General features: G+C 71.8%; 26 protein-coding genes. 13 read left to right on the top strand and 13 right to left on the bottom strand.

The genetic code is table 11. The features are described from left to right. Nucleotides 1-84: 84 nt before the first annotated feature. Together JKV81_RS17430 and JKV81_RS17435 are read left to right on the top strand one after the other, a co-directional pair. A complete protein-coding gene (locus JKV81_RS17430) occupies nt 85-615 on the top strand; it encodes a MarR family winged helix-turn-helix transcriptional regulator (RefSeq protein WP_129265204.1) in 531 nt (176 codons plus the stop codon). Nucleotides 616-694: 79 nt separating this feature from the next. Beyond that, entirely contained in the window at nt 695-886 is a 192-nt protein-coding gene (locus JKV81_RS17435; RefSeq protein WP_099174783.1) for a DUF1059 domain-containing protein, read from the top strand. 59 nt (nt 887-945) lie between these two features. Here the strand turns inward: JKV81_RS17435 and JKV81_RS17440 are convergent, their stop codons facing one another. Continuing rightward, nucleotides 946-2091 (bottom strand): cystathionine gamma-synthase, encoded by a 1146-nt coding sequence (locus JKV81_RS17440; protein ID WP_129265203.1) that lies wholly within the window; start codon nt 2089-2091, stop codon nt 946-948. Between the two features lie 79 nt (nt 2092-2170). Here JKV81_RS17440 and JKV81_RS17445 point away from each other — a divergent pair, with 79 nt between their 5' ends. From JKV81_RS17445 to JKV81_RS17465, 5 genes are all read left to right on the top strand, one after another. Beyond that, nucleotides 2171-3274: a hypothetical protein gene (locus tag JKV81_RS17445; protein WP_202076689.1), complete on the top strand. Its 1104-nt coding sequence runs from the start codon at nt 2171-2173 to the stop codon at nt 3272-3274. 42 nt (nt 3275-3316) lie between these two features. Continuing rightward, nucleotides 3317-3511: a hypothetical protein gene (locus JKV81_RS17450; RefSeq protein ID WP_129265201.1), complete on the top strand. Its 195-nt coding sequence runs from the start codon at nt 3317-3319 to the stop codon at nt 3509-3511. A 67-nt stretch (nt 3512-3578) separates the two neighbouring features. After that, nucleotides 3579-4289, top strand: a complete 711-nt coding sequence (msrA, locus tag JKV81_RS17455; RefSeq protein WP_124274391.1) for a peptide-methionine (S)-S-oxide reductase MsrA — start codon at nt 3579-3581, stop codon at nt 4287-4289. A 176-nt stretch (nt 4290-4465) separates the two neighbouring features. Continuing rightward, nucleotides 4466-5104 (top strand): ATP-dependent Clp protease proteolytic subunit, encoded by a 639-nt coding sequence (locus JKV81_RS17460; RefSeq protein ID WP_124274390.1) that lies wholly within the window; start codon nt 4466-4468, stop codon nt 5102-5104. Nucleotide 5105: 1 nt separating this feature from the next. Further along, entirely contained in the window at nt 5106-5711 is a 606-nt protein-coding gene (locus tag JKV81_RS17465) for a ClpP family protease (RefSeq protein WP_124274389.1), read from the top strand. Between the two features lie 74 nt (nt 5712-5785). Here the strand turns inward: JKV81_RS17465 and JKV81_RS17470 are convergent, their stop codons facing one another. After that, complete coding sequence (locus tag JKV81_RS17470) at nt 5786-6160, bottom strand: helix-turn-helix domain-containing protein (protein WP_124274388.1); 375 nt, start codon at nt 6158-6160, stop codon at nt 5786-5788. Between the two features lie 167 nt (nt 6161-6327). Between JKV81_RS17470 and JKV81_RS17475 the strand changes: the two genes are divergently transcribed. After that, nucleotides 6328-6711, top strand: a complete 384-nt coding sequence (locus JKV81_RS17475; protein ID WP_202076690.1) for a YrdB family protein — start codon at nt 6328-6330, stop codon at nt 6709-6711. Nucleotides 6712-6761: 50 nt separating this feature from the next. Here the strand turns inward: JKV81_RS17475 and gdhA are convergent, their stop codons facing one another. From gdhA to JKV81_RS17500, 5 genes are all read right to left on the bottom strand, one after another. Next, nucleotides 6762-8141 carry an NADP-specific glutamate dehydrogenase gene (gene gdhA / locus JKV81_RS17480; protein ID WP_202076691.1) on the bottom strand — a complete coding sequence of 460 codons (1380 nt, stop codon included), beginning with the start codon at nt 8139-8141 and terminating at the stop codon, nt 6762-6764. Nucleotides 8142-8436: 295 nt separating this feature from the next. Continuing rightward, nucleotides 8437-9120 carry an ABC transporter ATP-binding protein gene (locus JKV81_RS17485; protein ID WP_202076692.1) on the bottom strand — a complete coding sequence of 228 codons (684 nt, stop codon included), beginning with the start codon at nt 9118-9120 and terminating at the stop codon, nt 8437-8439. Between the two features lie 40 nt (nt 9121-9160). Further along, nucleotides 9161-10636, bottom strand: coding sequence for an ABC transporter permease (locus JKV81_RS17490; protein WP_202076693.1), 1476 nt, complete (start codon nt 10634-10636; stop codon nt 9161-9163). A gap of 167 nt (nt 10637-10803) precedes the next feature. Further along, on the bottom strand, nt 10804-12069 hold the full coding sequence (locus JKV81_RS17495; RefSeq protein ID WP_202076695.1) for a L,D-transpeptidase: 1266 nt from the start codon (nt 12067-12069) through the stop codon (nt 10804-10806). 181 nt (nt 12070-12250) lie between these two features. Then, a complete protein-coding gene (locus JKV81_RS17500; RefSeq protein ID WP_236056977.1) occupies nt 12251-12607 on the bottom strand; it encodes a hypothetical protein in 357 nt (118 codons plus the stop codon). A 191-nt stretch (nt 12608-12798) separates the two neighbouring features. On the opposite strand from JKV81_RS17500, the gene JKV81_RS17505 reads away from it, so the two are divergent. Continuing rightward, a complete protein-coding gene (locus tag JKV81_RS17505) occupies nt 12799-13119 on the top strand; it encodes a hypothetical protein (protein ID WP_124274382.1) in 321 nt (106 codons plus the stop codon). A 63-nt stretch (nt 13120-13182) separates the two neighbouring features. Here the strand turns inward: JKV81_RS17505 and hutH are convergent, their stop codons facing one another. The 5 genes from hutH to JKV81_RS17530 form a co-directional block, all read right to left on the bottom strand. Further along, entirely contained in the window at nt 13183-14733 is a 1551-nt protein-coding gene (gene hutH / locus JKV81_RS17510; protein WP_202076699.1) for a histidine ammonia-lyase, read from the bottom strand. Nucleotides 14734-14791: 58 nt separating this feature from the next. After that, nucleotides 14792-15958, bottom strand: a complete 1167-nt coding sequence (locus tag JKV81_RS17515) for a GGDEF domain-containing protein (RefSeq protein WP_202076700.1) — start codon at nt 15956-15958, stop codon at nt 14792-14794. An 87-nt stretch (nt 15959-16045) separates the two neighbouring features. Further along, nucleotides 16046-16858: an enoyl-CoA hydratase/isomerase family protein gene (locus tag JKV81_RS17520; protein ID WP_202076701.1), complete on the bottom strand. Its 813-nt coding sequence runs from the start codon at nt 16856-16858 to the stop codon at nt 16046-16048. 67 nt (nt 16859-16925) lie between these two features. Further along, nucleotides 16926-18116, bottom strand: a complete 1191-nt coding sequence (locus JKV81_RS17525; protein WP_124274378.1) for an adenylate/guanylate cyclase domain-containing protein — start codon at nt 18114-18116, stop codon at nt 16926-16928. A 165-nt stretch (nt 18117-18281) separates the two neighbouring features. Next, nucleotides 18282-19151 (bottom strand): biotin--[acetyl-CoA-carboxylase] ligase, encoded by an 870-nt coding sequence (locus JKV81_RS17530; RefSeq protein WP_124274377.1) that lies wholly within the window; start codon nt 19149-19151, stop codon nt 18282-18284. A gap of 168 nt (nt 19152-19319) precedes the next feature. On the opposite strand from JKV81_RS17530, the gene JKV81_RS17535 reads away from it, so the two are divergent. The 4 genes from JKV81_RS17535 to JKV81_RS17545 all read left to right on the top strand — a co-directional run bounded on the left by JKV81_RS17535 (nt 19320) and on the right by JKV81_RS17545 (nt 21964). Further along, a complete protein-coding gene (locus JKV81_RS17535) occupies nt 19320-20909 on the top strand; it encodes an acyl-CoA carboxylase subunit beta (RefSeq protein ID WP_129265189.1) in 1590 nt (529 codons plus the stop codon). A 15-nt stretch (nt 20910-20924) separates the two neighbouring features. Further along, nucleotides 20925-21131 (top strand): acyl-CoA carboxylase subunit epsilon, encoded by a 207-nt coding sequence (locus tag JKV81_RS17540; RefSeq protein ID WP_099174805.1) that lies wholly within the window; start codon nt 20925-20927, stop codon nt 21129-21131. Nucleotides 21132-21201: 70 nt separating this feature from the next. Beyond that, entirely contained in the window at nt 21202-21330 is a 129-nt protein-coding gene (gene mmpB / locus JKV81_RS36565) for a morphogenic membrane protein MmpB (protein WP_099174806.1), read from the top strand. Between the two features lie 22 nt (nt 21331-21352). Beyond that, nucleotides 21353-21964, top strand: a complete 612-nt coding sequence (locus JKV81_RS17545) for a nucleoside triphosphate pyrophosphatase (RefSeq protein WP_129265188.1) — start codon at nt 21353-21355, stop codon at nt 21962-21964. 22 nt (nt 21965-21986) lie between these two features. Here the strand turns inward: JKV81_RS17545 and JKV81_RS17550 are convergent, their stop codons facing one another. Next, nucleotides 21987-22427, bottom strand: a complete 441-nt coding sequence (locus tag JKV81_RS17550; protein WP_187281812.1) for a hypothetical protein — start codon at nt 22425-22427, stop codon at nt 21987-21989. Nucleotides 22428-22886: the final 459 nt, after the last annotated feature.

Below are 22886 nucleotides of genomic sequence, written 5' to 3' on the forward strand. Positions count from 1 at the left end.
TTGTGCAGCGCTGGTACACGTTGCCCCGTGGCCGCGTACTCTGTCCCCCACCCATCCGACACCGCACGAAGAGAGCCTCCGGCCATGCCCCCTCAGGACATGACGACTGCTGCGTCTCCTTCCGGGGGCGCGACCCCCGGACATCCGGGAACCGACCACCTGCTCGACGCTCTCCAGCACCAGGTGGCCGTCTTCGCCCGCCGTGCCGAGCAGACCCGCCTCGGCGGTGTCGGCCAGGTCCGCAACTCGATGGACCGGGCGGCCTACCTGCTGCTCAACCGGCTCGACGTGGAAGGCCCCATGGGCGTCAAGGCGCTGGCCGCGGGCATGGGGATCGACTCGTCGACCGTGACCCGGCAGGTCGCGCCGCTCGTCGACACCGGTCTGGTCAAGCGCACCTCGCACCCGGAGGACGGGCGCGCCGTCGTGCTCCAGCTGTCGCCGCGCGGCCAGTCCCGGCTGGAGGAGGTCCGCGCCTCGCGGCGTGAGCTGATGTCCCAGGTGACCGACGGCTGGACCGAGGAGGAGCGCGACACGTTCTGCGCCCTGCTGACCCGGTTCAACGGCTCGCTGGCGGCCCGGCAGTCGGCGCACCAGTCGGCCCAGGAGAACTGACGGGCTCTCCCGGCCTGTCCCTCCGGCCCGGCGGATCTACCCTGGAAGTGCCTGCACTCGCGAGTCGAGGAGGCCCGCCATGACACGGAAGATCGCCGACTGCCGTAGGTACCCGAGCGTCATGAACTGCACCCTCACCATCTCCGGTGAGGAGGACGAGGTCGTCCGGGCAGCCGCCGAGCACGCGGTATCGGTCCATGAGCACACGGACAGCCCGGAGCTGCGTGAACAGATCCGGGCCTCGCTGGAGGACGAGAAGGTAGCTGTCTGACGCCGGTACGCACGCCGTCCGGCGGCCGGGACCGGTCCCGGCCGCCGGACGGATCCGTGTCAGCCCAGCGCCTGCGTCAGGTCGGCCAGCAGGTCGTCGGCGTTCTCGATGCCGACGGACAGCCGGACCAGGTCGGCCGGGACCTCCAGCAGGGAGCCCGCGGTGGACGCGTGCGTCATGCGGCCGGGGTGCTCGATCAGCGACTCCACACCACCGAGGGACTCACCGAGCGTGAAGAGCTTCGCCCGGTTGCAGACCTCGACCGCCGCCTCCTCGCCGCCCGCGACGCGGAACGACACCATCCCGCCGAACGCCTTCATCTGCTTGGCGGCGACCTCGTGGCCCGGGTGCTCCGGCAGGCCCGGGTAGAGGACCTGGGTGACCTTCGGGTGCCGGGTCAGCAGGTCGGCGACCTTGGTGGCGTTCGCGTCGTGACGGTCCATGCGGACCGCGAGGGTCTTGATGCCGCGCAGCACCAGCCACGCGTCGAACGGCCCGGCGACCGCGCCCATCGCGTTCTGGTGGTACGCCAGTTCCTCGGCCAGCTCCGGGTCGCCGACGACGAGCGCGCCGCCCACGACGTCCGAGTGGCCGCCCATGTACTTGGTGGTGGAGTGCACGACGACGTCCGCGCCGAGCGCGAGCGGCTGCTGGAGGTAGGGGCTGGCGAAGGTGTTGTCGACGACCAGCCGCACGCCCGCCTGCCGGGCCACGCCGGCGACGGCGGCGATGTCGGTGATGCCGAGCAGCGGGTTCGACGGCGTCTCCACCCAGATCGCCTTGGTGCGCGGGGTGAGCGCCGCGCGTACCGCGCTCACGTCCGAGGTGTCGGCGACCGAGAACTCCACGCCCCAGCGCGAGGCGACCTTCGCGAACAGGCGGAACGTGCCGCCGTACGCGTCGTTCGGGATGACCACGTGGTCGCCGGGGGTCAGCAGCGTACGCAGGAGGCAGTCCTCGGCGGCGAGGCCGGACGCGAAGGCGAGTCCGCGGCGGCCGCCCTCCAGTGCGGCGAGGTTCTCCTCCAGTGCGGTGCGGGTGGGGTTGGCGCTGCGGCTGTACTCGTAACCGCCGCGCAGTCCGCCGACGCCGTCCTGCTTGTACGTGGACACCTGGTAGATCGGCGGGACCACGGCGCCGGTGAGGGGATCCGCCGTGTTGCCGGCGTGGATCGCAAGGGTCTCGAAGCTGTGCTGGTCGCTCATGGGGCCCGAGCGTAGTTCGTCGGGAGGGCAGTTACAGGCCACTCGCCGCCCGGTTACCCGTCCGGGGACAATGGGCCGCATGGAGATTCTGTGGTTCCTGCTCGCCGTGTGCATGCTCGTCGCCGTCGTCGGCCCGCTCATGCTGCGGCGCCGTGGCGGTATCCGCCTGGTCGCGCCCGGTTCGCCCGACGCCGCCGACCCGGACACGTACGGCTTCGCACGCCAGGAGGAGCTGGACGTCCGGATGCCGGGCCCCGACCAGGACCTCCTCGACGTGCTCGACGTCGTCCAGGGCACGGGGAGCTGGCGGGCCGCCTCGCAGCTGCTCGCGGGGACGCCCAAGGAGAGCGAGATCCGCTGGCAGCGGGTGCAGGCGTTCGCCGGTGCGGCCTCCCTGGAGCTGGCGCAGCGGCCGGGTGCCGGCGGGGCGTGGCTGAGGACGTGGCGGGCCGAGGCGCCGAAGGACGCGGGCGCGGCGGCGGTGCACGCGGAGTTCCTGGTGCAGCAGGCGTGGCGCACGGGCACCGTGGGCACGGACGACTTCCGGATCATCCTGGAGGAGGCCCGTACGGTCTGCGGCGAGGCGGCCCTGCTGGCCCCGGGCGACCCCGTCCCGTACATCGTCGAGCTGGCCGTCGCCCGTGGACTGGGCTACTCCCACGAGGAGTTCGACCAGCTCTGGGCGAAGATCATCGACCGTGCCCCGGCGCACATGGGCGCGCACATCGCGGCCCTGCACTTCTGGTGCGAGAAGTGGCACGGCTCACGCGAGGAGGCCGACCGCTTCGCGACGACGGCCGCCGCCCGCGCCCCGCAGGGCTCGCTGCTGGCCGCGCTGCCGCTCTTCGCGGTGTACGAGCACCTGCCCGAGGTCAACCTGGTGCAGGGCTTCTACCGCGGTGTCGTGGTGACGAAGGCGGTCGAGGGCGCGATGTTCGCGGTGCACGCGGCGCGCGCCGACGACCCGATGCTCGCCCACGTCCGGCACCTGCTGGTCCTCTTCCTGGTCCGCATGGAACGCTGGTCGGAGGCGATGCACCAGCTCGTCCACATCGACGGCCATGTGGGCGCGCTGCCCTGGACCCAGAGCTCCGACCCGGCCGCCGAGTACACGGTGTACCGGGCGCTGGCCGTCGCCGGGTACGAGGCGAACGGCGGCAGCCCCGCGACGCTGCTCCACTGACCCCGGCACGACCTGCCCCCTCCGGATTGGACCGGCACACCCATGGCACGACTGATCCCGCTGATCCTGATAGCCCTCGCCGTCTGGTTCTGGCTGCGGGCCCGCAGGAAGACCGCCGCGTACATGGCCTCCTACGAGTCACCGGCCGGCGGTGACCGCGAGGCCGGTCCGGACCGCGCCGCCGGCCCGGACCGCGAGGCCGGCGAGCGCCGCGATCCCCCGGCCCCCGCGGCCTGAGACCCGGAATCCACGGCGCCCCCGCGGCGTTGTACGGAGCGAACCCCGACCCCGGAGGAGCCCCCGCATGTTCCTGACCCACCGCACCCCGCAGCTCCCCACCCCGGAGGAGGCCCTGCGCGGTCGTCCCACCCCCGAGTTCACCGTGCCGTCCCGCCACACGGTCCTCGGCAACCCGCTGACCGGCCCGTATCCGCAGGGCCTGGAGGTCGCCGACTTCGCGCTGGGCTGTTTCTGGGGTGCCGAACGCAAGTTCTGGCAGACGGAGGGCGTCTGGACGACGCTCGTCGGCTACCAGGGCGGCTACACCGAGAATCCCTCGTACGAGGAGACCTGCTCGGGTCTGACCGGCCACACGGAGGCGGTCCGTGTCGTCTTCGACCCGAAGGTCGTCAGCTACGCGGACCTGCTGAAGGTCTTCTGGGAGTCCCACAACCCGACCCAGGGCTTCCGCCAGGGCAACGACGTGGGTACGCAGTACCGCTCGGCCCTCTACACCCACTCCCCCGAGCAGGCGGAGGCCGCGCAGGCGTCCCGCGAGGCGTACCAGCAGGTGCTGACGGGCGCCGGCTTCAAGGAGATCACCACGGAGATCCTCCCGGCCGAGGGCCGCACCTTCTGGCCCGCCGAGCCGTACCACCAGCAGTACCTCGACAAGAACCCCGACGGCTACTGCGGCATCGGCGGCACGGGCGCCACGCTGGAGTCCCCCTCGGAGACCAACTGGGGCCGCGCCTGCCCGACCGGCATCGCCCCGGCGCCCAGCGCCTCCGAGTGACCTGACGGAGCCGGCCGCGTGGGGCGGCCGGCCCGGGGCGGTGGGACGACGCCCTGAATCACCCTCTGCCCGCGGCATATCTGCCGCGGGCAGATATGCGTGATGCGGGGGCCCGGGTGGGCCAAGAGTGGAGGGAACGCGGCCGCCCAGGCCGCCGCCCCTCACCGGGAGGTCCGATGTCGCCCCACCCCGCCGCCCACCCACGCGCCGCCGACGAGGACACACCGTCGACACGGTTCGACGACCACCTCGCCGCCCAGCTCCTCGCCCAGCGGATCGTCTTCCTCGGCACCCAGGTGGACGAGGTCTCCGCCAACCGGGTCTGCGCCCAGCTGCTGCTGCTGTCCGCCGAGGACCCCCGCACCGACATCAGCCTGTACATCAACAGCCCCGGCGGCTCGGTGACGGCGGGGCTGGCCATCTACGACACGATGCAGCTCATCCCGAACGACGTCTCCACCCTCGCCATGGGGTTCGCCGCGTCCATGGGGCAGTTCCTGCTCACCGTCGGGACCGAGGGCAAGAGGTACGCCCTGCCGAACGCGCGGATCATGATGCACCAGCCCTCGGCGGGCATCGGCGGCACCGCCTCCGACATCGCGATCCAGGCGGAGAACCTCGAGTTCACGAAGCAGGCGGTCGAGCGGATCACCGCGGCGCACACCGGGCAGTCCGCGGAGACGATCTCCCGGGACGGTGACCGCGACCGCTGGTTCACGGCCGGGCAGGCCAAGGAGTACGGCATGGTCGACCACGTCGTCGAGTCGCTCGACGACGTGCGCCCGGCCGGTTCACGGCGACGGATGGGACTCTGACATGGGCCAGTACACGATTCCGAACGTCGTCGAGCGCACCCCGCAGGGCGAGCGGTCCTACGACGTGTTCAGCCGGCTCCTGTCCGAGCGGATCATCTTCATCGGTACGGAGATCGACGACGGGGTCGCCAACGTCGTCATCGCCCAGCTGCTCCACCTGGAGTCGTCGAACCCCGGGGGTGAGATCGCGGTCTACCTCAACTCTCCCGGCGGCTCGTTCACCTCGCTCATGGCGATCTACGACACGATGAGCTTCGTCTCGGCGCCCATCGCGACGTTCTGCGTCGGCCAGGCAGCCTCGACCGCGGCGGTCCTCCTGGCCGGCGGAGACCCCGGGCGGCGGTTCGTCCTGGAGCACTCCCGGGTGCTGCTGGGACAGCCGGCCAGCGGCGGGCAGCAGGGCACGGTCTCCGATCTGCGGCTCCACGCCCGGGAGATGCTGCGGATCCGCTCGCAGGTCGAGGAGGTCCTGGCCCGTCACACGCCGCACGACGTCGCGACCCTGCGCGCGGACACCGACCGGGACCGGGTCTTCACCGCCGAGGAGGCGGTGGCGTACGGCCTGGCGGACGAGGTGCTCAGCCGCCGGGTCCTGGCCGCCGCCTGAACGTAGGCCGGCACCGGACGCCGGCACCGGACGCCGCCCGCCCGGCGTGGCCCGCCGCCCCCGTCCGCGGCGGGTCAGGCGGCCAGGCGCACCTCGCCCATCGGGGCCCGCGCCGGAGCCGTGCGGGACGGTGCGCGGCGGGCGATCTCGTCCTGGGCCAGGGACAGCACGTCGGCCAGCCCGAGCCCCAGCGAGCGGGCCGCGGCGGCGAGCACCTCCGACGAGGCCTCCTTGCGGCCGCGCTCGATCTCGGAGAGGTACGGCATGGAGATGCGGGCGGCCTCGGCCACGTCCTTGAGCGTCCGCCGCTGGGCGGTGCGCTCACGGCGCAGGACATCGCCGACGACGTCCCGCCAGAGCGGCTCCTTGGCGGCAGCGGCGGGGGCCGGTGCGGCGTGGACGGGGCGCAGGGGGATGACGCGGGCTCGGCCGGTCGCGTGGCTGCTCATCGCCCCAGCCTAGGAGCGGTGTGCCCGGTACGGGAGCGGTCGGCCGTCCGCGCCGGGCGGATCTGCTGTCGGCAGAACGGCGGTTGTCACCGAACCGCACCTCCCGGCGTACGTGGGCGGGGCATCCTGGGGGCGTCCGTACGGCCCGTACAGGGGGTTCAGAACCGATGACCGCGAACGAGGACCACAGACATCTCACCGCTCTGCGCGGCCGGCCCTGGGTCGCGGCGAACGAGGCACTCGCGTTCGTCGTCGAACTGGTCGCGATCGGCGCTCTCACCGTGTGGGGCTTCACGGCCCCGGAGGGCGTCCCGGCGTCGGTGGCCCTGGGGATCGGCGCCCCGGCGGCGGCCGTCGTGCTGTGGGGGCTGTTCGCCGCTCCCCGCGCCCGGTACCCGCTGCCCCTGGCGGGGGTGCTGGCCGTGAAGACCCTGGTCCTCGGCGGCGGCGTCGCGGCGGTCCACGGGACGGGCCACCCGGTGGCGGCCGTCGTGCTCGCCGTGGTGACGGTGGCGAACACGGGCTGCGCGGAGTACTTCAGGCGCCGGTAGCACCGGCGCGGGGGCCGGGGGCCCGATGCCCCCGGCCCGGTGCGGCGGGGTCAGATCAGGCCCTGCGCCAGCATGGCGTCCGCGACGAGCTCGAAGCCCGCGATGTTCGCGCCCACCACGTAGTTGCCGGGGCTGCCGTACTTCTCGGCGGTGGTGTAGCAGGAGTCGTGGATGTGGCGCATGATCTCCGCCAGCCGCTCCTCGGTGTGGGAGAACGTCCAGGAGTCGCGGGAGGCGTTCTGCTGCATCTCCAGCGCACTGGTGGCCACCCCGCCCGCGTTGGCCGCCTTGCCGGGGGCGAAGGCGACGCCCGCGTCCTGGAGGACATGGACGGCCTCGGGGGTGGTGGGCATGTTGGCGCCCTCGGCGACCGCCTTGACCCCGTTGCGTACGAGGGCCAGCGCGTCCTCCTCGTGGAGTTCGTTCTGGGTGGCGCAGGGCAGGGCCACGTCCACCGGGACGCTCCAGACGCCCGTGCCGGGGACGTAGCGCACATGGTCGCCGCGCCGCTCGGCGTACTCGGAGATCCGGCCGCGGCCGTCCTCCTTGACCTCCTTGAGCAGCGCGAGGTCGATGCCCTTCTCGTCCACGACGTAGCCGCCCGAGTCGGAGCAGGTCACGACGGTCGCGCCGAGCTGCTGGGCCTTCTCGATGGCGTAGATGGCCACGTTGCCGGAGCCGGACACCGCGATGCGCTGGCCTTCGAGGGACTCGCCGCGCACGCGGAGCATCTCGGCGGTGAACAGGACGCAGCCGTAGCCGGTCGCCTCGGTGCGGGCCTGGGCGCCGCCCCAGCCGAGGCCCTTGCCGGTGAGCACGCCGGACTCGTAGCGGTTGGTGATCCGCTTGTACTGGCCGAAGAGGTAGCCGATCTCCCGGCCGCCGACGCCGATGTCACCGGCGGGGACGTCGGTGTACTCGCCCAGGTGACGGTGGAGTTCGGTCATGAACGACTGGCAGAACCGCATGACCTCGGCGTCGGACCGGCCCTTGGGGTCGAAGTCCGCCCCGCCCTTGCCGCCGCCGATCGGCATGCCGGTGAGGGCGTTCTTGAAGATCTGCTCGAAGCCGAGGAACTTCACGATGCCGAGGTTGACGGAGGGGTGGAAGCGCAGTCCGCCCTTGTACGGGCCGAGCGAGCTGGAGAACTCGACGCGGAAGCCGCGGTTGACGTGGATGTCGCCGGCGTCGTCCGCCCACGGCACCCGGAAGATGAGCTGCCGCTCGGGCTCGCAGACGCGCTCGATGATCCGGGCGTCGACGAACTCCGGCCGCTGCGCCAGCACGGGGCCCAGGGTTTCGAGGACCTCGCGCACCGCCTGGTGGAACTCGCCCTCGCCCTGGTTGCGCCGGAGGATCTCCGCGTACAGCGGCTCGATGACACGGTTCTCGGCGGTGCGCGGGGTGAAGGAGTCGGAGCTGGCCGGCATCTGATCAAGACCTTCCGTGGGTGGGCTCATGCGCGTCGGCGCTCCCCGTCCCTGGAGGCGCCACCGGCCCGTGGGGACCGTTTGCACCCCGCAAGTCTCGCAGCGCGGCCCCGTCGCGCTCCGGCGACATCCACATAGTGGCCACGGGCGCCCGTCCGGTACGGGTGCTTCTGGGCCCGTACACCCGTTCCCGCCGGGGCGCACGGGCCGCGCGCCAGCCGCACCGCGGGGCGGTGCGGGTGGCGAACCTCACAGCCGGAGGAGGATGGCCGTGAGGTCCGGCGGCGGCCGGGGGTCAGGCCGCCGCGTTCTCCGTCACGGTGACCCTGCCCTTGCGGATGGTCGCCACCCTGGGTGCCTTACGGGCGAGGGAGCTGTCGTGGGTGACCATCACGAAGGTGAGCCCGTGCTCCTTCCACAGCCCGTCGAGCAGCTCCATGATCTCGTCGCGCATGGACTCGTCGAGGTTGCCGGTCGGTTCGTCGGCGAGCAGCACCTTGGGCCGCTTCACCAGGGCCCGGGCGATCGCGACGCGCTGCTGCTGACCGCCGGACATCTCGCTCGGCAGGTGGGTGGGGCGGTCGCCGAGGCCCACCGACTCCAGGGCCTCCGCGGCCCGCTCGCGGCGGATCCTCGCGCCGAGGCCGAGGGGGACGAGCGCGGTCTCGACGTTCTCCTGGGCGGTGAGCGTCGGGATCAGGTTGAAGCTCTGGAAGACGAATCCGATGGACTCGGCGCGGACCTTGGTGAGCCGGGACTCGGGGAGCCTGGCCAGGTCGACACCGTCGAGCTCGATGGTGCCGGAGGTGGGCCGGTCGAGTCCGCCGAGCATCTGCAGGAGCGTGGACTTGCCCCCGCCGGTGGGGCCCTGGATGACGAGCCGTCCGCCGTCCTCGATGGTCAGATCGACTCCGGCGAGTGCGTCGACGGGATTCTTGCCGCGCATGTAGCGCTTGGTGACGCCCTTGAGCTGGTACACGTGTGGACTCCTGCTGTACGTACGGGAGGGGAGGGAGGATCTACGCGACGCGGCGCAGTGCGTCGGCCGGCCGCAGCCGGGAGGCACGCCAGCCGCCGAAGGCTCCCGCGATGAGCCCGCCCGCCACCGCCAGGCCCACGGCGATGAGGATCGTGGTGAGGGAGACGGGTGCGGTCAGTGCGATGTCCAGGGTCTTGGACGCGGTCTGACGGCCGCCTCCGCCGCCGCCCATCGGGCCGCCGCCGCCCATGCCGCCTCCGCCGCCGCCCCCGCCGGTGGAGCCGAGCTGGGCGGTGAGGGTGGGGCTGATGGCCGTGACGACGTAGGCGCCGGCGACGCCGACGGCGATACCGAGGACACCGCCCATCAGACCGTTGACGAGGGCCTCCCCGACGACCTGGCGGGTGACCCGCCCGCTCTTCCAGCCGAGCGCCTTGAGGGTGCCGAACTCCCGCACCCGGCGGCTGACCGCGGAGGACGTGAGCAGGCCGGCGACGAGGAACGCGGCGATCAGGACCGCGACGGAGAGCCACTTGCCGACGCTGGAGGCCAGGTCGGAGGCGGTGGAGAGGGAGCCGGACACCGTGTCGGCGAGGTCGGCGGAGGTGGTGACCGTCGTGCCCGAGATGTTCTTCTGGATGGCGGCCTTGACGGTGTCGATCTTCTGCGAGTCGGCGGCCTGGACGTAGACCGTGGTGACCTTGTCCTTGGAGTCCGCGACGGTCTGCGCCTGCTTCAGCGGGATGTAGACGTTGGCGGCCGCGTCGCCGCTGTCCGCCGTGGAGACCCCGACGATCTTGTACGTGGTGCCGGAGACGGCCACGGTCCTGCCGACCGCGAGCTCCTTCTCCTTGGCGTAGGCGGAGTCGACGACCGCGACCTTCGCGTCGGTCTCGGTGGCCTTGAAGGTACGGCCCTCGGTGATCTTGGAGGAGGTCAGCGGGCCGAGGTCCTGCTGGGTGACGTCGGTGCCGTACACGGTGAAGGAGTTGACGTCGAAGGATGCTCCGCCGCCCTGGACCTCACCCTGCGGCTGGCCGCCGCCGCTGCCGCCCCGGCCGCCGGGGCCGTCCTGGGACGCGCTCTCGTCCTGCTTGAACTCGCCGCGCTTGAACTGGCCGTCGACCTTCATGACGGTCAGGCTCAGCCCGCCCACCGCGTCCGCGACGCCGTCCTGCTCGCCCACCTTGTCGACGGTGCTGGAGGCCAGCGTCTGGAAGCCCTGGACCATCACGCGGTCCGTGCTCTGGGTCGCTTCGTCGTCGTCCTTGGCGTCGAAGTTGAACTTGGGCCGCTCGGTGCCGCCGGAACCCGGGGCGGCCGCGGCCTTGGTCACCGTCATGTCCGTGCCCAGGCCGTACAGCGATTCGAGGACCTTGTCCTGGGCCTTGCTCATGCCCGAGGAGACCGAGCTGACGATGATGACGAGCGCAATGCCGAGGGCGAGCCCCGAGGCGACGACGAGCGCCGCCTTTCTGCGGCGGCGCAGCTCGCGCCGGAGGTAGGTGAAGAACATGGCGCGAAGATATGGAGCGGGCGTGATGAGGAGTTAAGTCTCCGATGAGAGCTGGATGAGAACACCGACGGCGCGCCTGCACCCCCTCCGCACACGCCGAAGGCGGCGGCGCCCGGAACGCTCCGGGCGCCGCCGCCTTCGGTGGGGAGAGGGGCGCGGTCAAAAGGTCAGGCGGCGTTGGCCGTCCACTCCGACCAGCTCATGTTCCAGCCGTTGAGGCCGTTGTCCGGGGCGATGGTCTTGTCCGGGGAGTTCTTGACGATGACCACGTCACCGACCATCGAGTTGTCGTACAGCCACGCGGCGGGGGTGTTGGGGTCGTCCGCACCCTGGGTGTCGGAGAGACCGACACAGCCGTGGCTGGTGTTCGCGCTGCCGAAGATCGACTTGGCGCCCCAGTAGTTGCCGTGGATGAAGGTGCCCGACGTGGAGAGCCGCATGGCGTGCGGCACGTCCTTGATGTCGTACTCGCCCTTGCCGTCGTCGTCCGTGAAGCCGACCGTCGAACCGTCCATGCGGGTCTCCTTGAACTTCTCGGAGATCACCATCTGGCCGTTGTACGTCGGGTTGTCGGAGGATCCGGCGGAGATCGGGATGGTCTTCACGGTCTTGCCGTCCCGGGTGACCGTCATGGTGTGCGCCTTGGCGTCCACGGTCGAGACCTGGTTGCGGCCGACCTTGAAGGTGACCGTCTTCTGCTGCACACCGACGACGCCGTCGGCGCCCTCGACGCCGTCCAGGGCCAGCTTCAGCGTGACGGTGGAGCCGCCCTGCCAGTAGTCCTCGGGGCGCAGGTCGAGGCGCTGGTTGTTGAACCAGTGGCCGACGACTTCCTGGCCGCTGCTGGACGTCACCTTGATGCCGTCCTGGACGGCCTTCTTGTTGGTGATCGCCTTGTTGAAGTTGATCGAGACGGGCATGCCGACGCCGACGGTCGAGCCGTCCTCGGGGGTGAAGTTCCCGATGAAGCTGTTCTCCGGGGAGACCGTGGTGAAGGAGCTGTTGCCGTGCGCCTCGCGCCCCTTGGAGTCCGCCGCGGTGGCGCTGATCTTGTACGTCGTGGAGCGCTCGAGCTGGCCGCTGGGCTTCCAGCTGGAGCCGTCGGCCGCGAGGGTGCCCTCGACGGCGTCGCCGTCGGCCGAGGTCATGGTGACCTGGGTCAGCTTCCCCTTGGCGACGGTGACCATGGCGGCGTTGTTGATGCTCGCGTTGGTCGCACCGTTCTTCGGCGCGATCGTTATCTGCGCCTCGGAGGCGTCCTTGGCGGCCGCCTCGTCCACCTGCGCCTGTGACGTCTTCGAGCTGTCGGCGCTCGCGCCGCTGTTACCGCCGTCGTCGCTACAGGCCGAAAGCACCAGCACGCCGCCGAGCAGTGCGGACGCGGCCATGAGGCCCCTGCGCCGCTTGCTGTCCGTCATCACAAGCTTCTCCATCGTTGCCGATTCCCCAAGATCCCCGGACAGGGTCGCCCGACGGCGATTCCCCGTCAATGTTCCAAGAACACCGTGACCGGGTCTTCCGTTCCACATCCACCGCGGATGTGGGGAACACCACTCATCGACGCACCCGGAACGGCGGCGGTTCCCGCCCCCTGTGAGGAGTGCCCCGGCAGCGTCAGCGTTCCGTGTTCCCGCCGCCTTCTTCGTCGTCCGTCTCATTGTCCTCGATCCCGTAGTACGCCTCGTCCCCGTCCTCTCCGGCGGTCCAGTCCTCGGCGTCGGGGTCGTAGTCGATCGTCTCGCTGCTCCAGGAGGCCTGGGCGAGCTCGACCCCGGGCACCTGGCTCACCAGATCGAAGGGGTCGATCAGCGAGGCGAGGGCCTCCGCTGCGTCTTCCCTGACGGTCTCCTCGGCATGCGTACGTTCCTCGTCCGACTCGTCGGCCGAGGCGCCGGTGGCGGTGAAGTCGGCGGCGATGCTCTCCAGCGCCGTTCCGGTCAGGGCGTCCGCGTCGCTGATCTCCAGCACCATCTCCACGCGAAGCCGAACAAATGAGGGTGTCTCCGAAGTGCTCATACGCCGGAGCGTAAGGCTCCCGGGACCCGCGGCTTTCCACCGACCCGCTGCTTTGCTTAGCATCGGCCCACGGGGCAAGGGCCTTTCGTCCGGCCTGATCCGAACGAGTGGCCTCAACTGATGGTTGTCGCAAGGGGATCGATTCTGTGTCCATCGCTCGTCGCACGCTGCTGACCACCACAGCGGCAGGCACCCTGCTCTGTGCTCTCTGGTTCGTCCCCTCCGCGAACGCGACGGGCGGGACGGGCGCACCGAGCGGTTCGGCCGGCTCGTCCGCCGGTTCCTCGACGGAGGTCCGCCAGGCCTCCGCCACGGGGGAGTTCACCTCCCAGGAGACGCTCGCCGACACCGGGACGGGCATCGACACGACGCCCTACCTGATCGGCGGCACGGCCTCCCTGTGCGTCGGCGCGGGGTTCGTCGTGTACTCGATGCGCCGTGGCTCGGCGCAGGGCACCGGCTTCTGAGGTACGCGAGGGCTGCCGCATCCCCCGGGGTGCGGCAGCCCTCGCGCGTACGGGCCGGGACGCTCAGGCCAGCGGGCCGGTCACCGTCTCCACGGCCGCGACCAGCTTCCCCTCCCGTACGAAGGCGTCGGCGGCCTCCAGGTCGGGCGAGAGGAAGCGGTCGGGGCCCGGGCCCTGGACCCCGGCGGCGCGCAGCGCGCCGATGACGGCCTGCGCGGCGGGCCCAGGGGTCAGCCCCTCGGCAACGCGCAGCTCGACGGCGCGGGTGGCGGCGTACAGCTCGACGGCGACGATCCGCGCGAGGTTCGTGACGGCCGTACGGAGCTTGCGCGCGGCCGACCAGCCCATGGAGACGTGGTCCTCCTGCATCGCGGAGGACGGGATCGAGTCGACGGACGCCGGTACGGCGAGCCGCTTCAGCTCGCTGACCAGGGCGGCCTGCGTGTACTGGGCGATCATCAGCCCGGAGTCGACCCCGGCGTCGTCGGCGAGGAACGGCGGCAGGCCGTGCGAGCGGTTCTTGTCCAGCAGCCGGTCCGTGCGGCGCTCGGTGATCGAGCCGAGGTCGGCGGCGACGATCGCCAGGAAGTCGAGGACGTACGCGACGGGCGCGCCGTGGAAGTTCCCGTTGGACTCGACCCGGCCGTCCGGAAGCACCACCGGGTTGTCGACCGCCGAGGCCAGCTCGCGGTCGGCGACGAGCGCGCCGTGCGTGAGGGTGTCGCGGCCTGCGCCGTTGACCTGGGGGGCGCAGCGCACGGAGTAGGCGTCCTGGACCCGGGGGGCGTCGTCCTGGTGGTGGCCGGTCAGGCCCGACCCGGCGAGCACCCGCAGCATGTTGTCGGCGGAGACGCCCTGCCCGGGGTGCGGGCGGATGGCGTGCAGCTCGGGGGCGAGGACCCGGTCCGTACCGAGGAGGGCCTCCAGGGAGAGCGCGGCGGTGATGTCCGCGCTGGTGTAGAGGTTCCTGAGGTCGGCCAGGGCCATCACGAGCATGCCCAGCATGCCGTCGGTGCCGTTGAGGAGGGCGAGGCCCTCCTTCTCGCGCAGCTCGACGGGGGTGATGCCGTGCGCGGCGAGGAGCTCGCCCGCGGGGCGTACGACGCCGTCGGCGCCCTCCGCGTCACCCTCGCCCATCAGGGTCAGGGCGCAGTGCGAGAGCGGGGCGAGGTCGCCGGAGCAGCCGAGCGAACCGTACTCGTGGACGACGGGGGTGATGCCCGCGTTGAGCACGTCGGCCATGGTCTGCGCGACCTGGGGGCGTACGCCGGTGTGGCCGGAGGCGAGCGTCTTGAGCCGCAGGAACATCAGCGCCCGGACGACCTCGCGCTCCACGTGGGGGCCCATGCCCGCCGCGTGCGAGCGGACGATGTTGCGCTGGAGCTGCGCCCGCAGATCCGGGCTGATGTGCCGGCTGGCCAGGGCTCCGAAGCCGGTGGAGACGCCGTAGACCGGCTCGGGCTTGGCGGCGAGGGCGTCGACGATCTCCCGGGCGGCGGCGAGCGCCTCGACGGCGGCCGGAGAGAGCTCGACCCTGGCGCCCCCGCGGGCCACGGCGACGACGTCCTCGGCGGTGGTTCCGGACGTCCCCACCACGACTGTATGCATATCCATATTCAGAAGCGTACGGACTGAAAGCCGTCATGTCACCAGTGGTCGCGGGGTTGACCCCTTACCGATCGCCGCCGGGCGGGTTGCCGCGCAGCCTGCGGCGGTCGTGGGGGGACCGGGGCGGGGAGTCCGCGAGCCGGATCACGTCACCGTCGCGCCCGGCGACCACGGGCCTGCGGGAGTGCGCGGCCTTCGCCTGGTACTGGGCGGCGTCCGCCAGCCGGAAGAGCCGGCGCGCGGACTGGACCGGGCCGATGTCGTCACCGGTGGACGCGACCCCGCAGGCGACGCCGTCGCCGGGCTCCAGGGCGACGGCCCGCGTGCAGAGCTCCTCGGAGACCCGGACCACGTCGTCCGCCGGGGGCCCGACGGCCAGCAGGCAGAACTCGTCGCCGCCCAGGCGCGCGGCCAGGGCTCCGGGAAGCATCGCGCCGCAGAGGGAGAGCACGGAGCCGAAACGTTCCAGCAGACGGTCACCGACCGCGTGGCCGTGCGTGTCGTTGACCGTCTTGAGGCCGTTCAGATCGCAGACCACCAGGCTGACCACGGCTCCCTCGGTGCGGTACCGGTCCACCGCCTCGTCAAGACGGAGATCGACGGCCCTGCGGTTCGCCAGGCCGGTCAGCGGGTCCGTGAAGGCCAGCTTGCGGACCTCCTCCAGCCGCTCGGTCTGCGCGATGCCGGCCGCGACGACGGCGGCCAGCACGGTCGCGAAGTCCGCGTCGTCCCGGTCGAAAACGGGGACCCCCGCGGGGCGGGCCACGTACAGCTCGCCCCAGGCCCGTCCGTGCAGCACGATCGGCGCCACCACGCAGCAGCCCCGCCCGCGCCGGCGCAGCGCGGCGACCCGCTGGTGGCAGTACGGGCGGGCGCCCCTGGCCGGCGCCCCGGCGGCCGGGGCGCCGTCGGCGGTCTCCACCCAGGCGTCGGGCTCACCGCCGCCCGCCCAGCGCTCGTGCAGGAACTCGGTGATCTCCGGGAACTGGTGCACCGGGTAGGCCTCGTCCTCGGGGAACTCCTCCTCCCCCTCGGCCCGCTCCCCCGCGTTCACCAGCACGCGCAGCCTGCCCTGGTCCCGCTCCCACACGGAGAGGGCGGCGAAACTGCCCCCCAGCGCCTCGCACGCCCCCATCGCCGCGGCGTGCCAGGACTCGTGCGGGGTGTAGGCCGCCGCCATCGTCTGTGCCAGCGCAACCACGGCGCGCAGCCGCGCATCATCACCGCCCATCGCCCCAGCTTAGGGAGGTTTGTGATGATTTGATCAGTTGGCAGCGCTGATGATCTTCAGATCGCTCCCGGGCTCCGCCGCCCGGGCTCACTCACCGGGCCAGCTGGGCTTCCGCTTCTCGTTGAACGCTGCGACCCCCTCGGCCCGGTCCCCGGAGAAGGCCACGGACCGCCAGGCGGCGTCCTCCACCTCGAGACCGGCCCGCAGGTCCAGCCCCTGGCCCAGCCGCAGGGCTCGCTTGGCAGCCCGGAGCCCCACCGGCGAGTTCGCCGCGATCCGGGCGCCGAGCGCCAGCGCCTCCTCACGGTCCCGGCCCGCCTCCACCAGCTCGTCGACCAGGCCCAGCTCGCGCGCCTCGGCCGCCTCCACCCGCCGGGCGGTGAAGACCAGCTCGGCGGCGCGCGCGGCCCCGATCCGGCGGGGCAGCAGCTGCGTACCGCCGCCTCCGGGGATGACACCGACGGACACCTCGGGCAGGCCGACCACGGCCGTGCGGTCGGCCACGATCACGTCGCAGGCCAGCGCGAGCTCGAAGCCGCCGCCGAGGGCGAAGCCGTGCACGGCGGCGACGACCGGCATCGGGAGCTCCAGCACCCCGGTGTAGGCGGCCCGCGCCGTGGGCCGCTGCCGCACCAGCTCGGCGTCGGTGAAGGAGTTCCGCTCCTTGAGGTCCGCACCCACGCAGAAGGCCCGCTCATGGCTGGAGGTGAGCACCGTGGCCCGCACCCCCTGGTCGGCGGCGAGCGCGGCGCATGCCTCGGCGATGGACCGCGCCATCGCGGTGCTCACGGCGTTCATCGCCTCGGGCCGGTCGAGCACCAGCTCCGCGACGTGGTCCTGGCCCTCGTGCCGCCGTACGACGACGAACTCCCCGAACCGCTGCTCCGACGTGACACCCATGACTGAACCCCTCCGGTTAACGAGCGTTACCGGAATCCTAGGGGCAGGCCTTTCCGGCACCCGTCCGTCAGGTCGAGGGCTTGCCCCGCCGGGCCAGCAGCCAGGGCTCCACCACGCCCAGACCGCGCACCGGCCGCTGCCACATGGGCTGCAGTCCGAAGCGGTACGACGGGTGCGGGGGCTCCTCGTCCGGGCGGCGGTCCTCCTTCTCCGCCAGCCGGGCCCGCTCGGCCGCCGCGGCGGTCTCCTCGGCCTCGGAGGCGGGGGCGTCGCCGTTCCTGATGAGCTCCGCGGCGAACGCGCCGTCGACCAGCACCGCGTCCTTGGGCGCTATCGACGTGAGCCGGCTGGCCAGGTTCACCGTCGTACCGAACACGTCGCCCATGCGCGTGGTGACCGTGCCGAACGCGATGCCGACCCGCAGCGAGGGCATCGTCGTGTCCTGGGCCATCACCTCGACCAGCCGGAGCGCTATCTCGCCCGCCGTGCCCGCGTCGTCCGCGGCGAAGAGGACCTCGTCGCCCAGGGTCTTGATGAGCCGCCCGCCGTGCGCGGCGACCAGGTCGGCCGAGGTCGTCTCGAAGGCCTCGACCAGCTCGCCGAGCTCCTCCTCCTCCAGCCGCCGGGTCAGCCGGGTGAAGCCGACGAGGTCGGCGAAGCCCACGGCGAGCCGCCGGTCGACCATCTCCTCGTCGTCCCCGGTCTGCACGACCCGGCCCGTGGCGGCGGCGAGCTGGCGCCGCCACACGTAGACCAGGAACTCCTGGAGCTCGGGCAGGAGCAGCTCGATCAGCGGATACGTGACCTCGGTGCGGGTCATCCCGGGCTCGGGGGGCTCGGTCAGCCCCGCCAGGAACGAGTCGATCTGCCACTCGGCGAGCCGGGCGGTGGTCTGCCCGGTCGACCGGGCCACCTGGATCGCCATGGGCTCGCTGAGCAGCCCGGCCTCGACGAGTCCGGCGAGGCGGCGCAGTGCCAGGACGTCGGCCTCGGTCAGCGCCTTGGCCTGCCCGATGTCGGCGAACCCCATCGCCCGCCAGAAGCGGGACGCCAGGTCCATGGAGACCCCGGCGGTCCTGGCCGCCTGGAACGGCGTGTAGCGACGGTCGGCCCCCAGGATCAGCTGTTCCAGCCTGATCGCGAGAGGGTCGTCGGTCGGTTCGGCCGTGTGGTCGACCTCGTGATGCGGTGTCGAGTGGACGGACGGTCCCGACGAGGGCTCCGCGCCGTCGTCGGAGTTCGTGTCGTCGACGGTCACCGGCCGCCTCCTGCCCGTTCCCTGCGCACTGCCCTGCCGATCTGTCGCTGGATCGCCTCAACGATACGGCAGGTGTGCCCTGGCTCACGTCCCCGGTGGCGCGGTCTCACCTGATCCGGCGTCCCGCACACGCGTGGCACCACGCGTGTGTGCGGGGCCGGTGGATCAGGTGAGACCGCCCTCCTCCCCGCGCAGGTGGACGATGTCCCCGGCCGACACCGGCTCCTGGAGGCCGTCGCCCGTGGCCAGCACGAGCCGTCCGTCGCCGTCGATCGCGACGGCCTCGCCGACGAGGGTGCGGTCGCCCGGCAGCTCGGCCCGCACCGTCCGGTCGAGCGTGGCGCAGCCCGCCGCGTAGGCGGCCTGGAGGCCGCTCTCGGCGGCGTCGCCGTTCGCGTCGCGCCACTGCACGTACCACTGTTCCAGTGAACGCAGGACGGCCCGGAGCAAGGTCTCGCGGTCGGTGGAGACGGCTCCGGCGAGCGCCAGCGAACCGGCGTGCGGGGCGGGCAGCTCGGCCGCGCGCAGCGACACGTTGAGGCCGATGCCGACCACGACCCCGTCGCCGGCGCGCTCGGCGAGGATGCCGCCGGTCTTGCGCTCGGTGCCGCCGATGGTCACCAGGAGGTCGTTGGGCCATTTCAGTGCCATGTCCACGCCCGCCGACTGCGCGAGGCCCGTGGCGGCGGCGACACCGGCCAGCAGCGGCAGCCATCCCCACCGCTCGGCGGGTACGTCGCCGGGGGTGAGGTAGACCGAGAGGAAGAGGCCCGAGCGGGGCGGGGCCGTCCAGCTCCGGTCGAGCCGCCCACGGCCCGCGGTCTGCTCCTCCGCGACCAGCACCGCGCCTTCGGCCAGGCCGCCGCCGGAGGCCCGTGCCGCGAGGTCGGTGTTGGTGGAGCCGGTCGCCTCGACGATGTCGAGCGAGGTCCACAGGCCCTCGGGCTTCAGGAGCCCGCGGCGCAGCGCGGTGGCGTTCAGGGGCGGCCTGTCGAGGTCCGACCAGCGGTTGTGCGGCGCATCCGGAGGTGTCATGCAACCCACATTAGGTGTGGCCAACGACGCACTGCCGAACCGTATCCGCGCCGATACGCTACGGGTCAGTAGCAACCACCCGCCGACGAGCAGACAGCCGTCGAGCACGGTACTGGATGCACCAGATGTACCAGCCGTCCCCGTGACCAGGCAGGGAGCCGCCACCCGATGTCCGAGCCGCAGAGCGACATCCACACCACCGCGGGCAAGATCGCGGACCTGCAGCGCCGTATCGAAGAGGCCACACACGCAGGTTCCGCCCGTGCCGTCGAAAAGCAGCACGCCAAGGGCAAGTTGACCGCCCGGGAGCGGGTCGATCTCCTGCTCGACGAGGGCTCCTTCGTGGAGCTCGACGAATTCGCACGGCACCGGTCCACCAATTTCGGCATCGAGAAGAACCGCCCTTACGGGGACGGCGTGGTCACCGGCTACGGCACGGTCGACGGCCGCCCCGTCTGCGTGTACTCGCAGGACTTCACGATCTTCGGCGGCTCGCTCGGCGAGGTCTACGGCGAGAAGATCGTCAAGGTCATGGACTTCGCGATGAAGACCGGCTGCCCGGTCATCGGCATCAACGACGGCGGCGGCGCACGCATCCAGGAGGGTGTGGCCGCCCTCGGGCTGTTCGCGGAGATCTTCCGCCGCAACGTCCACGCCTCGGGTGTGATCCCGCAGATCTCCCTGATCGTCGGCCCCTGCGCGGGCGGCGCGGTCTACTCCCCCGCGATCACCGACTTCACGGTGATGGTCGACCAGACCTCGCACATGTTCATCACCGGCCCGGACGTCATCAAGACGGTCACCGGCGAGGACGTCGGCTTCGAGGAGCTGGGCGGCGCCCGTACGCACAACACCACGTCCGGCGTGGCCCACCACATGGCGGGCGACGAGAAGGACGCCATCGAGTACGTCAAGTCCCTGCTGTCCTACCTCCCCTCGAACAACCTCTCGGAGGCCCCGGCCTTCCCGGAGGAGGCCGACCTGGAGACCACGGACGAGGACCGCGAGCTCGACACCCTCATCCCGGACTCGGCGAACCAGCCGTACGACATGCACTCCGCCATCGAGCACGTGCTCGACGACGGTGAGTTCCTGGAGACCCAGGCCCTGTTCGCGCCGAACATCGTCACCGGCTTCGGGCGCGTCGAGGGCTACCCGGTCGGCATCGTCGCCAACCAGCCGATGCAGCTGGCCGGCTGTCTGGACATCGACGCGAGCGAGAAGGCCTCGCGCTTCGTCCGTACCTGCGACGCGTTCAACGTGCCGGTCATCACCTTCGTCGACGTGCCCGGCTTCCTGCCCGGTGTCGACCAGGAGTACGGCGGCATCATCCGGCGCGGCGCCAAGCTGATCTACGCGTACGCCGAGGCCACCGTCCCGCTGATCACGGTGATCACCCGCAAGGCGTTCGGCGGGGCGTACGACGTCATGGGGTCCAAGCACCTGGGCGCCGACCTGAACCTGGCCTGGCCGACCGCACAGATCGCCGTGATGGGCGCGCAGGGCGCGGTCAACATCCTGCACCGCAGGACCATCGCCGCCGTTGCGGACGCCGACGAGCGCGACGCCACCCGCGCCGAGCTGATGGCGGACTACGAGGACGCCCTCCTCAACCCGTACGTCGCGGCCGAGCGGGGCTACGTCGACGCGGTCATCATGCCGTCCGACACCCGCGCGCACCTCGTGAAGGGCCTGCGCCAGCTCCGTACGAAGCGCGAGTCGCTGCCGCCGAAGAAGCACGGCAACATCCCCCTCTAACCACCGGGAGGCACCATGATCAAGGTCGTACGGGGCAACCCGACGCCGGAGGAGCTCGCCGCGGCCCTCGCCGTGGTCCGGGCGCGAGCGGCGGCGGTGACCGCCGAGCCGTCCGGGGCACCGCTGCCGCCCGAGCAGTGGTCGGACCCGGGGCGGATCGCCCGCCGGGGCGCGCTCCGGCCGGGGCCCCGCTCCTGGGCGCGGACGTACTGGCCCTCCTGAGAGCGGGCCGGGCGGCGCTTGAGTACGCGTACTCAGGCGCCGCTGTCGTCTCCGGAGCACCATCGGAACCATGCTGTGGTCCGACCCCGAGAACAAGCCGCCCAAGGAACTGCGCGACGCCCAGGACATGATGCGTCGCGCGGGGCTGCTGCTCGCGCTGGCCATGGTCGTCGCGATGTTCGTCCTGGGCACCCGCTGAGGGGCCTTCGGGCCCGCCTACGATGGCGGGTATGACTGATCAGCGCCGCCTCGTGCTCGCCTCCGCCTCCCCCGCCCGTCTCGGCCTCCTGCGGCAGGCGGGCTTCGCCCCCGAGGTGATCGTCAGCGGTGTCGACGAGGACGCGCTGACCGCTCCGACCCCGGGTGAGCTGGCGCTCGTCCTGGCCGAGGCGAAGGCGGCCGCGGTGGCGGCCCGCCCGGAGGCCTCGGGCGCGCTCGTCATCGGCTGCGACTCGGTGCTGGAGCTGGACGGCGAGGCGCTCGGCAAGCCCGCCGACAGCGAGGAGGCCACCGCCCGCTGGAAGTCCATGCGCGGCCGGTCGGGCATCCTGCAGACGGGCCACAGCGTCATCGACACGGCCACCGGCCGTACGGCGTCGGCGACCGCGTCCACCGTCGTCAGGTTCGGCGAGCCGACGGACGCCGAGGTGGCGGCCTACGTCGCCTCGGGTGAGCCTCTCCATGTCGCGGGGGCGTTCACCCTGGACGGCCGCTCGGCGCCGTTCGTCGAGTCGATCGAGGGCAGCCACGGCAACGTCATCGGACTCTCACTGCCGCTGCTGCGCCGGCTGCTCGGCGAACTGGGCGTCTCCGTCACCGACTTGTGGGTCTGAGCGAGCAGACCGTCAGCGGGCCTCAGACCGGTTCCGGGGCCGCTCCTGGGCCGGTCTTCGCCTCTTCCGGCTCACGCCGGTCGAACGCCACCAGGGTCAGCACGATCAACGCCAGGACGACCATCAGGAACGCGAAGGCCGCCCAGCCGATCAGCCCCACCGCCAGCGCGCCCAGCACCCCGTGGACGACCGCGCAGGCGATCAGGGCGATCCTGCCGAGGCGGCCGGGCGCCCGGTCGCGTATCCCGGCCAGCAGCGGTATGAGCCCGCAGAGCACCAGCAGGGCCCCGGAGACACCGCCCATCACCCATGTGCCGGTGACCATGGCGTCCGGATCCATCCCGGCCAGGGACATGCTCTGGTTGTCGGCGACCGTCGCGAGGACGCCGTTGACGAGCACGATGCCCACGGCCTCCACGAACAGAACGATCGCGGTCACGACGGCCACTGGTCTGCGCACCACGGCACCCACCCCTTGTTACCTGTAGTACGTCCGGTACAGCGCGGACCCTACGTGGAGGTCCCCCCTGCTCTTCAAGAGCTTGGGGGAGGGTAATGGCAGGGACAAGAGGTCGTGCACACTTCGCACGCCCGTACCGCCGCTTCGGCACGGCGGCAAAGATTCCCTCGTCCGTTCGTAGGGAGTCCACAAAGAAACGCCGCGCGGCGTTGAACGTCCGGACAGAGACTTGGGCCACACTTCGTGGCTACTGTGCGGTTGAGGATCGCGGCGTACCGTGGTGCGACAAGGGATTTCGCGACCCGAGCAAGCCTCGGATCACACTCCGTGTGGGCAAGTTCACTATTGGGGACGGGTCGTACGGCCGTGTCGGTAGTCCCTAAACTCAGCTTGTTCTCAAGGAGGGAGTCATCGTGCGCAAGGTGCTCATCGCCAACCGTGGTGAAATCGCTGTTCGTGTTG

It is taken from the genome of Streptomyces silvae (genome assembly GCF_016745505.1).
Taxonomy (GTDB): Bacteria; Actinomycetota; Actinomycetes; order Streptomycetales; family Streptomycetaceae; genus Streptomyces; species Streptomyces silvae.

What these genes read in the sequence shown, in the direction of transcription:
- JKV81_RS17430 (WP_129265204.1), top strand. Translation starts at nt 85, where the DNA reads ATGCCCCCTCAGGACATGACGACTGCTGCGTCTCCTTCCGGGGGCGCG.
- JKV81_RS17435 (WP_099174783.1), top strand. Translation starts at nt 695, where the DNA reads ATGACACGGAAGATCGCCGACTGCCGTAGGTACCCGAGCGTCATGAAC.
- JKV81_RS17440 (WP_129265203.1), bottom strand. Translation starts at nt 2,091, where the DNA reads ATGAGCGACCAGCACAGCTTCGAGACCCTTGCGATCCACGCCGGCAAC.
- JKV81_RS17445 (WP_202076689.1), top strand. Translation starts at nt 2,171, where the DNA reads ATGGAGATTCTGTGGTTCCTGCTCGCCGTGTGCATGCTCGTCGCCGTC.
- JKV81_RS17450 (WP_129265201.1), top strand. Translation starts at nt 3,317, where the DNA reads ATGGCACGACTGATCCCGCTGATCCTGATAGCCCTCGCCGTCTGGTTC.
- msrA (WP_124274391.1), top strand. Translation starts at nt 3,579, where the DNA reads ATGTTCCTGACCCACCGCACCCCGCAGCTCCCCACCCCGGAGGAGGCC.
- JKV81_RS17460 (WP_124274390.1), top strand. Translation starts at nt 4,466, where the DNA reads ATGTCGCCCCACCCCGCCGCCCACCCACGCGCCGCCGACGAGGACACA.
- JKV81_RS17465 (WP_124274389.1), top strand. Translation starts at nt 5,106, where the DNA reads ATGGGCCAGTACACGATTCCGAACGTCGTCGAGCGCACCCCGCAGGGC.
- JKV81_RS17470 (WP_124274388.1), bottom strand. Translation starts at nt 6,160, where the DNA reads ATGAGCAGCCACGCGACCGGCCGAGCCCGCGTCATCCCCCTGCGCCCC.
- JKV81_RS17475 (WP_202076690.1), top strand. Translation starts at nt 6,328, where the DNA reads ATGACCGCGAACGAGGACCACAGACATCTCACCGCTCTGCGCGGCCGG.
- gdhA (WP_202076691.1), bottom strand. Translation starts at nt 8,141, where the DNA reads ATGCCGGCCAGCTCCGACTCCTTCACCCCGCGCACCGCCGAGAACCGT.
- JKV81_RS17490 (WP_202076693.1), bottom strand. Translation starts at nt 10,636, where the DNA reads ATGTTCTTCACCTACCTCCGGCGCGAGCTGCGCCGCCGCAGAAAGGCG.
- JKV81_RS17495 (WP_202076695.1), bottom strand. Translation starts at nt 12,069, where the DNA reads ATGGAGAAGCTTGTGATGACGGACAGCAAGCGGCGCAGGGGCCTCATG.
- JKV81_RS17500 (WP_236056977.1), bottom strand. Translation starts at nt 12,607, where the DNA reads ATGGTGCTGGAGATCAGCGACGCGGACGCCCTGACCGGAACGGCGCTG.
- hutH (WP_202076699.1), bottom strand. Translation starts at nt 14,733, where the DNA reads ATGGATATGCATACAGTCGTGGTGGGGACGTCCGGAACCACCGCCGAG.
- JKV81_RS17515 (WP_202076700.1), bottom strand. Translation starts at nt 15,958, where the DNA reads ATGGGCGGTGATGATGCGCGGCTGCGCGCCGTGGTTGCGCTGGCACAG.
- JKV81_RS17520 (WP_202076701.1), bottom strand. Translation starts at nt 16,858, where the DNA reads ATGGGTGTCACGTCGGAGCAGCGGTTCGGGGAGTTCGTCGTCGTACGG.
- JKV81_RS17530 (WP_124274377.1), bottom strand. Translation starts at nt 19,151, where the DNA reads ATGACACCTCCGGATGCGCCGCACAACCGCTGGTCGGACCTCGACAGG.
- JKV81_RS17535 (WP_129265189.1), top strand. Translation starts at nt 19,320, where the DNA reads ATGTCCGAGCCGCAGAGCGACATCCACACCACCGCGGGCAAGATCGCG.
- JKV81_RS17540 (WP_099174805.1), top strand. Translation starts at nt 20,925, where the DNA reads ATGATCAAGGTCGTACGGGGCAACCCGACGCCGGAGGAGCTCGCCGCG.
- mmpB (WP_099174806.1), top strand. Translation starts at nt 21,202, where the DNA reads ATGCTGTGGTCCGACCCCGAGAACAAGCCGCCCAAGGAACTGCGCGAC.
- JKV81_RS17545 (WP_129265188.1), top strand. Translation starts at nt 21,353, where the DNA reads ATGGCGGGTATGACTGATCAGCGCCGCCTCGTGCTCGCCTCCGCCTCC.